Source organism: Streptomyces similanensis (assembly GCF_039543625.1).
GTDB lineage: Bacteria > Actinomycetota > Actinomycetes > Streptomycetales > Streptomycetaceae > Streptomyces > Streptomyces similanensis.
This window is the reverse complement of sequence record NZ_BAABKC010000044.1, coordinates 120,338-126,914: the sequence shown is the minus strand read 5'-3', so window position 1 is coordinate 126,914 and position 6,577 is coordinate 120,338. Positions and strand designations below refer to the sequence as shown.

Annotated in this window: 7 protein-coding genes and 1 tRNA gene; 2 read left to right on the top strand and 6 right to left on the bottom strand. The window is 72.0% G+C overall.

Features of this window, described 5'->3' with window-relative positions:
• A partial coding sequence (locus ABEB07_RS14800; protein ID WP_345668732.1) for an NAD-binding protein occupies window positions 1-1,784 on the bottom strand: 1,784 nt, incomplete at its 3' end.
• Between the two features lie 185 nt (window positions 1,785-1,969).
• Here ABEB07_RS14800 and ABEB07_RS14795 point away from each other — a divergent pair.
• Together ABEB07_RS14795 and ABEB07_RS14790 are read left to right on the top strand one after the other, a co-directional pair.
• Complete coding sequence (locus ABEB07_RS14795; RefSeq protein ID WP_345668731.1) at window positions 1,970-3,034, top strand: permease; 1,065 nt, start codon at window positions 1,970-1,972, stop codon at window positions 3,032-3,034.
• Entirely contained in the window at window positions 3,031-3,804 is a 774-nt protein-coding gene (locus ABEB07_RS14790; RefSeq protein WP_345668730.1) for a TIGR03943 family putative permease subunit, read from the top strand. Before ABEB07_RS14795 ends, ABEB07_RS14790 begins: the two co-directional genes overlap by 4 nt.
• A 114-nt stretch (window positions 3,805-3,918) precedes the next feature.
• On the opposite strand, the gene ABEB07_RS14785 is transcribed toward ABEB07_RS14790, so the two are convergent.
• From ABEB07_RS14785 to ABEB07_RS14765, 5 genes are all read right to left on the bottom strand, one after another.
• Window positions 3,919-4,122 carry a cold-shock protein gene (locus ABEB07_RS14785; RefSeq protein ID WP_164583839.1) on the bottom strand — a complete coding sequence of 68 codons (204 nt, stop codon included), beginning with the start codon at window positions 4,120-4,122 and terminating at the stop codon, window positions 3,919-3,921.
• Between the two features lie 292 nt (window positions 4,123-4,414).
• Window positions 4,415-4,801 carry a hypothetical protein gene (locus tag ABEB07_RS14780; RefSeq protein WP_176149889.1) on the bottom strand — a complete coding sequence of 129 codons (387 nt, stop codon included), beginning with the start codon at window positions 4,799-4,801 and terminating at the stop codon, window positions 4,415-4,417.
• Between the two features lie 129 nt (window positions 4,802-4,930).
• Window positions 4,931-5,080 carry a hypothetical protein gene (locus ABEB07_RS14775; protein ID WP_345668727.1) on the bottom strand — a complete coding sequence of 50 codons (150 nt, stop codon included), beginning with the start codon at window positions 5,078-5,080 and terminating at the stop codon, window positions 4,931-4,933.
• 441 nt (window positions 5,081-5,521) lie between these two features.
• Window positions 5,522-5,595: transfer RNA gene (locus ABEB07_RS14770), tRNA-Pro, on the bottom strand.
• A gap of 33 nt (window positions 5,596-5,628) precedes the next feature.
• On the bottom strand, window positions 5,629-6,411 hold the full coding sequence (locus ABEB07_RS14765) for a Pr6Pr family membrane protein (RefSeq protein WP_345668936.1): 783 nt from the start codon (window positions 6,409-6,411) through the stop codon (window positions 5,629-5,631).
• Window positions 6,412-6,577: the final 166 nt, after the last annotated feature.

The window sequence follows — 6,577 nt, the reverse complement described above, 5'->3', positions numbered from 1 at the left end:
CCCCACACCCCCGTATCCAACGCCAGCACCCGCCAGCACCCCGCCCGAAACGCCTCCGCCACCGTCCGCCCCTCCAACTGCGGATGCCCCTCCACCTCCACCGAGGCGAACAACAACACCCGCCGCTCCACCGGAATCGCCCCCAGGATCTGCCGCCCGAACATCGCCCCGGCGAACGCCGGCGCGGCCAGATGCGACACGCTCCGACTCCGCGTCAACGCCCGCGGATGCGCCGCCCGCAGCGTCCGGTACACCGCCGTCGCGAAATCGTCGTCGTACAGCCGCAGCACCACCCGCAGATCCGGCCGCACGGACCGCGCGTACAGCACCGCCTCCAGATTCGTCGTGTCCGAACTGGTCACCGCCAGCAACGCGTCCGCACGATGGATCTTCGCCGCCTCCAGCACCCCCTCCTGCGTCACATCCCCCAGCACCACCGGCACCCGCAACCGCCGCGCCGTGGCCAGCCCCCGCGCCTCCGGCCCCGACTCCACGCACACCACCGGAATCCCCAGCTCCCGCAACCGCGTCAACACCCGGGTCCCGATCTTCCCCAGCCCCAGCAGCACCACATGCCCACCGAGCCCCCGCGGCGGCCTGCGCAGCGCGGACGCCGACCGGAACGTCCCCAGCGCCTCCAGCACCGCCGCCAGCAGCACCGGCAGCAACAGCAACCCCACCAGCCCGGACAGCAGTTGCAGAATCTGCCGCCCCAACGACTCGCCCAGCGCGGGATCGTCGATCGCGAACAGATCCAGCAGCGTCAGATAGAGAGCTCCCACCGGCCGCACCCCGGTCACCACCCACAACGCCACCGCCAGCGCGAACACACACCCCACGAGCCCCGCCAGCGACCACCGCAACCGCCGTGAGAACAAGGAGTTGAGCGAGGACACGACCCCCGCCCCGCGCCCGGACGCCAGCGGCGGCCCGCCGTAGGCCACCTGCTCCAGCACCACCGTCCCGCGCCCGGTGGCCGCCCGTACCGCCGCCTCGTCCGGCAGCAGCTGCGGCCGCTGATCACCGCTGTCCTCGGAGCCGTCCGCCCCGGCCGGATCGCTGCTCGTCGCCGACAGCAGGGCCAGCGTGCACAGCCCGGGATCGGCGACCTGTCCCGGTGCGGGCGGCGGCCGTTCCACCGCGCGCAGCAGCAGCCCGTCGGTCTGCACCACCTTGCTGGTGCCGGCGACCGCGCTCGCGGCCAGCGCGGGCGCGGCGGTGTCGGCGTCGGACAGCACGGTCGTGGACGCGTCGCCGCCCGACGGCACGTCCCCGTCCCCGGTGGCCAACGTGGCCGCCTGATCGAGGAGTTCCTCGATGTGCAGCCCCAGCCGCCGGTTGTAGAGGCGCAGGACGAGCCGCAGCCGCGGGTTGAGCCGGCGGGCGGTGAGCGCGGCACGGATGTTGGTCTCGTCGTCCTCGTACACGAGCGCGAGCGCCGTCGCCCGCTCCACCCCCGCCTCGGCGAGCACGGCCTCGGTCAGCTCCCCGGCCTCCAGCACCCGCCCGTCTCCACCACCGCCACCGCTGCTGCCGCCACCCCCGCCATTGCCATTGCCGTTGCCATTGCCATTGCCGTTGCCGCCGCCGTTGCCCCCGGCCCGGTTCACGGCCGCGCTGACCATCCGGTCCAGCAGCGCCGACGCCGTCCGGACCCGGCCGACCACCGGCGGCCGGGCCGTGTGCTCGGCGGGCGGCACGACCAGCGTGACCTGCTCGCCGTACACACCGCGCAGCTCGGCGGCCAGCCGGTGCGCGAGCCCGTCGTCCCCGCACACCACCATGTGCGCCCCCGGTCCGCCCGGCGCACCACCTTGATTCGGAACGCTCCCCACGACGGAGAAGACTGCCCCACCCCGACGCCTGGTTCCAGAACCAGCCACCACTGAACGACCACCCGCACCCCGCCGTATCCGAGAGAACCAACTCCGCGCACCCGCGCACGCAGCCCACCGGAGGTAACACCCCCGTGGCCCCCAGCCGCCCAGCCGTGCCGCAGGCAGCCGAACCGCTCCCCCCCGAGCCACCCGTAGCCGACTCCCGCCCACCCGCCCCGCGCCCCGCCCCACCGCACCGGACCGACGGCTGGCACCTCACCTCCCCCGTCGTCCTGACCCTCCTGCTGCTCGTCATGGTGGTGGCGCAGGGCCCGCTGCGCGGGGCGCTGTCCGCGCCGGTGACGCAGAGCTGGACGACGGTGTTCGTGGCCGTGGTGGTGCAGGCGCTGCCGTTCCTGGTGCTCGGCGTGCTGCTGTCGGCGGCGCTCGCGGTGTTCGTCCCGCCGTCGTTCTTCGCCCGCGCGCTGCCGGCCCGCCCGGCCCTCGCCGTCCCGGTCGCCGGCCTGGCGGGCGCGGTGCTCCCCGGCTGCGAGTGCGCCTCCGTGCCGGTGGCCGGCGCCCTGGTGAGACGCGGCGTCACCCCGGCCGCGGCGCTCGCCTTCCTGCTGTCCGCGCCCGCGATCAACCCGATCGTGCTGACGGCCACGGCCGTCGCCTTCCCGCACGACCCGCGGCTGGTCCTCGCCCGCTTCGCCGCGAGCCTGCTGGTGGCGTGCGCGATGGGCTGGCTGTGGCAGCGCGTGGGCCGCCCCGACTGGCTGCGCCCACCCGCCCACGCCTCCCACGAGGGCCGGAGCAGGGGCGCGGCGTTCTGGGGTTCGGTACGGCACGACGTCATGCACGCCGGCGGTTTCCTGGTGGTGGGCGCGATGGCCGCCGCGACACTGAAGGCACTCACCCCCGCGAGCTGGCTGCGCGCGGCGGCCGGTGATCCGGTGGTCGCGGTGCTCGCGCTCGCCGCGCTGGCGGTGCTGCTGTCGATCTGCTCGGAGGCGGACGCGTTCGTCGCGGCGTCGCTGACGCAGTTCTCGCTCACGGCCCGGCTGGTGTTCCTGGTCGTCGGACCGATGATCGACCTGAAGCTGTTCGCCCTTCAGGCGGGCGCCTTCGGCCGCGGCTTCGCCCTGCGCTTCGCGCCCGCCACACTCGCCCTGGCCGTACTGGGATCGGTGCTGACCGGGGCGGTGCTGCTGTGAACCGCCAGGCGCAGGCGGCCGTACTGTTCCTGCTCGGCGCGGCCCTGCTGCACGCGGGCGCCACCGACCTCTACCTGCGCTACGTCAAGGCGGGCCTCCGCCCGCTGCTGCTGGTGTCGGGAGCGGTGCTGATCGTGACAGCCCTGATGACCCTATGGTTCGAACGCAAGCACGACAAACAAGGACCCACCCCCGAGGAAACGAACGAGCACCACCCCCCCCCGGACCCCGGCCACTCAGCACCAGGCCACGACCACGCCTCCCCCCGAATCCCGGTCTCCTGGCTCCTGCTCCTGCCCCTCTTCGCCCTGATCCTCGTGGCCCCGCCCGCCCTCGGCTCGTACAGCGCCGTCCGCTCCGGCGCCGCGCTCCAGCCGCCGTACGGCTACGCGGCCCTCCCGTCCGGCGACCCGCTCCCCCTGAGCGTGGTCGACTACGCGAGCCGCGCGATCTACGACCACGGCCGCTCCCTGGCCGGGCGGCGCGTCCAGGTCACGGGCTTCGTCGCCCTGGCCGGCGACGGAACGCCGTACCTCGTCCGCATGGCGCTCAACTGCTGCGCCGCCGACGCCCGGCCCGTCAAGATCGCCCTGACCGGCCGCGTCCCCCCGGTGCTGAGACCGGACACCTGGCTGCGGATCACCGGTGCCTACACGCCCCGCCGCACCACGGACCCGGTGAACGGCGGCCCCGTCCCGTACCTGGAGGTGACGGCCGCGAGCCCGGTCCCGACACCGGCCGACCCGTACGACGAGAGCTGGAACCAGTGACCCGCCGAGGCGAGCGCCCCGGAAAACACAAAGATCCGGGCCGGCCCTCCTGAAGAGGAGGTACCGACCCGGATCGAGTGAACGCCGTTCGTCACGGCGTCCGGAGTATCTGCATCACGCGGGGGTGATGTTCTCCGCCTGCGGGCCCTTCTGGCCCTGCGTGACGTCGAAGTTCACCCGCTGGCCTTCCTGGAGCTCACGGAAGCCCTGGGCGGCGATGTTGGAGTAGTGGGCGAAGACGTCGGGGCCGCCGCCGTCCTGCTGGATGAAGCCGAAGCCCTTTTCCGAGTTGAACCACTTCACGGTACCGGTGGCCATGTTTTTCTCCTCTGCGGGTCACTCGATGCCTCACTCCGTGTGAAGCACCCGTTGCTGAAACGACCCATCCGGAACAGGCCGGAAAACAGAAAGGTGCGCCGGTTACGTACACCAGGCGCACACTCAGCTTTGTGGGTACCAAACTGCAACTACTTCAACGCTAGCACGGATCCGCGCGAAGCGCTGTTTCGGTCGAAACCCGCTGAAAAACACCAGGTCCCAGCGTCGGCGACCGCGACCCCGTACGCCGCCGGGACGATCCCGACGACCGGAGCCGCGGCCGCTCGCCGCCTCACTGGTCCGAGTAGCCGATGTCCCCGATGGTCCAGGCGCTGATGTCGCTCAGCGCCACGCGGTACATGCCGCCGGTGTCGGGGATGCCGAAGCTGCCCTGGAGGATCCGGGCCACATGGAAGTGCAGATGCGTGGGCCGACCCGCCGGCGGCGACGCTTCCTCGCCACCGGCGCCGGGATCAACCCCGGTGAAGGCGGTCGAGAACCGCCTCAGATCGTCGGAGTCCCGTAGGACCTCCGCCACGCGTTGCTTCCACATGGCCTCGGGGGCCAGCCGCCCGGTGATCACGGCACCGGGAACCACCACGGTCAGAGACATCCGACTGCTGTGCTGGGACTCCACCATCGCGGCGATGTCGACGAGCAGTTCGTCAGGGTGTGACATGCCTGATGAGCGTAGTCGCGCCCGCCGCACAGCGCAGGAAGGTACGACGGGAAACCGTCAACACCAGGCCCCGACGACACCCCAAGCCCGCCGAAACCACCCCTGTCTCCCGCGAAGGCCGGCCGCGCGCTACTTCCGGGAACGGTCGCTCACCGTCTGGAGGCATGCGTTGATGAGGAAGGCCCCTGTCTCCTCATGACCGGTCAGGCAGTGGACCACGGCGACGACCCCTGCCGCCACGAACAGCCCGAGCCCGGCCCAGTCGAAGGCGTCCTGCACGCCTGGACGCTCCACGGGAGCCTGACCCGACGCCTGCGAATCATCCTGAGAACGAGAACCAGATGTAGTGCTCATGACAAAACCTCATCGCTCAAGCGCGCTGTGACACGCGGTGAATGGATGAACGGACTGTCGAGCACCGGGCAGTTAGCCGCGCAAGCCCCCTGACCACGCCCGTCGGCAGCGCGTACGCTCCGCGAACCCAACGCAGAAGTAGACGACTTGACCCCCAGGCCAGCGCCAAGCGAGAGCCTCCCGACGCGCTCACGCCCGAGCGCCCGGACAGCTCACCTTCAGCGAGCGCCCCTCGCGCTGACACGCAGCCCAAAGACAAGGCCGACCAAGCACGGCAAGCCGACCGCGAGACCGATCTCGTACCAGAAACCACTCAGGGGCCCGACCCGCTAAGCGGATCAGGCCCCTGACATGGTGTTTCAGCTGTCGGGGTGGCGGGATTTGAACCCACGACCTCTTCGTCCCGAACGAAGCGCGCTGCCAAGCTGCGCTACACCCCGATGTCACTGCTTGTTGCGGCGACGACGTTTACTTTAGCCCACTGGGGGCCGGAGGCGAAATCCGGTTGTGGAGCGGCGGTGGCGGACCGGGTTCGGGCGGGCCTGGTCGGTGGCGATCAGGAGGAGGGCGAGGGCGTAGCAGGAGAGGCCGACCAGGAGGGCGTTGCCCAGGACGTGCTTGTAGCCGTGCCGGGCGACGTCCAGGAAGGGGTAGAGGTAGCGGTCGCCCGTGGCCGGAGGGAGGACTTCTCCTCGGGTCAGGATGAAGGCCAGGTACGCCAGGGGGTAGAGCAGCCACGGGGCGGCCTGGCGCAGGTGCGGGCGGGCCGGGACGGTCAGCAGGAGCCAGTCCAGGAGGGCGGCGAGTGGGATCGCCGTATGGATGAGGTGGGCGGCCGTCGACTGCCACAGGGGGTGGCTGCCCGGGTTTCCCGTGATCGAGAACGGCGGAGTGGTTCCCGCCAGGAGCAGGTGGTCGACCAGCGCGGCGATGGTGACGTAGAGCACTGCCGCTCCCGTCAGGGTCGCCGGCAGCGGGCGGCGCGCGGTCCAGGCCCTGCGGGCCGAGGCGGCGAGGACCAGGGCGAGGAGGATGTTCGCCTGGATCGCGAAGTGGCTGAGCACATGGAGCGGGGGGCCGGTCAGCGTCTCCGCGACCACCGCGGCCGCTGCCGCCGCGGCGACCAGGAGGCGGTACGCCGCCGCCCAGGGCCGGCGCACCGGCGTCACCACGGCCGCCGCCGGGACGAAGGACGGCGTCAGCACGCTGATCCCGGGAATCGCGGGGAGATCCGGTATGTCCCGGAGGAACGGGATGGGGGAGGGGACAGGGGTGATCAGGGCCGTCGCGGGGACCTCGGGGAGGGCATCCTCGTAGGTCGTCGCGGGCGCCGGGTCCGCCGGGAGCGCGGGGGAGGAGGCGGAGGCTGCTGCCGGGGATATCGGCCCAGGTGGGGGCGTGGGGGGTATCGGGGCGGCGGTC

What these genes read in the sequence shown, in the direction of transcription:
- ABEB07_RS14780 (WP_176149889.1), bottom strand. Translation starts at nt 4,801, where the DNA reads ATGTCACACCCTGACGAACTGCTCGTCGACATCGCCGCGATGGTGGAG.
- ABEB07_RS14785 (WP_164583839.1), bottom strand. Translation starts at nt 4,122, where the DNA reads ATGGCCACCGGTACCGTGAAGTGGTTCAACTCGGAAAAGGGCTTCGGC.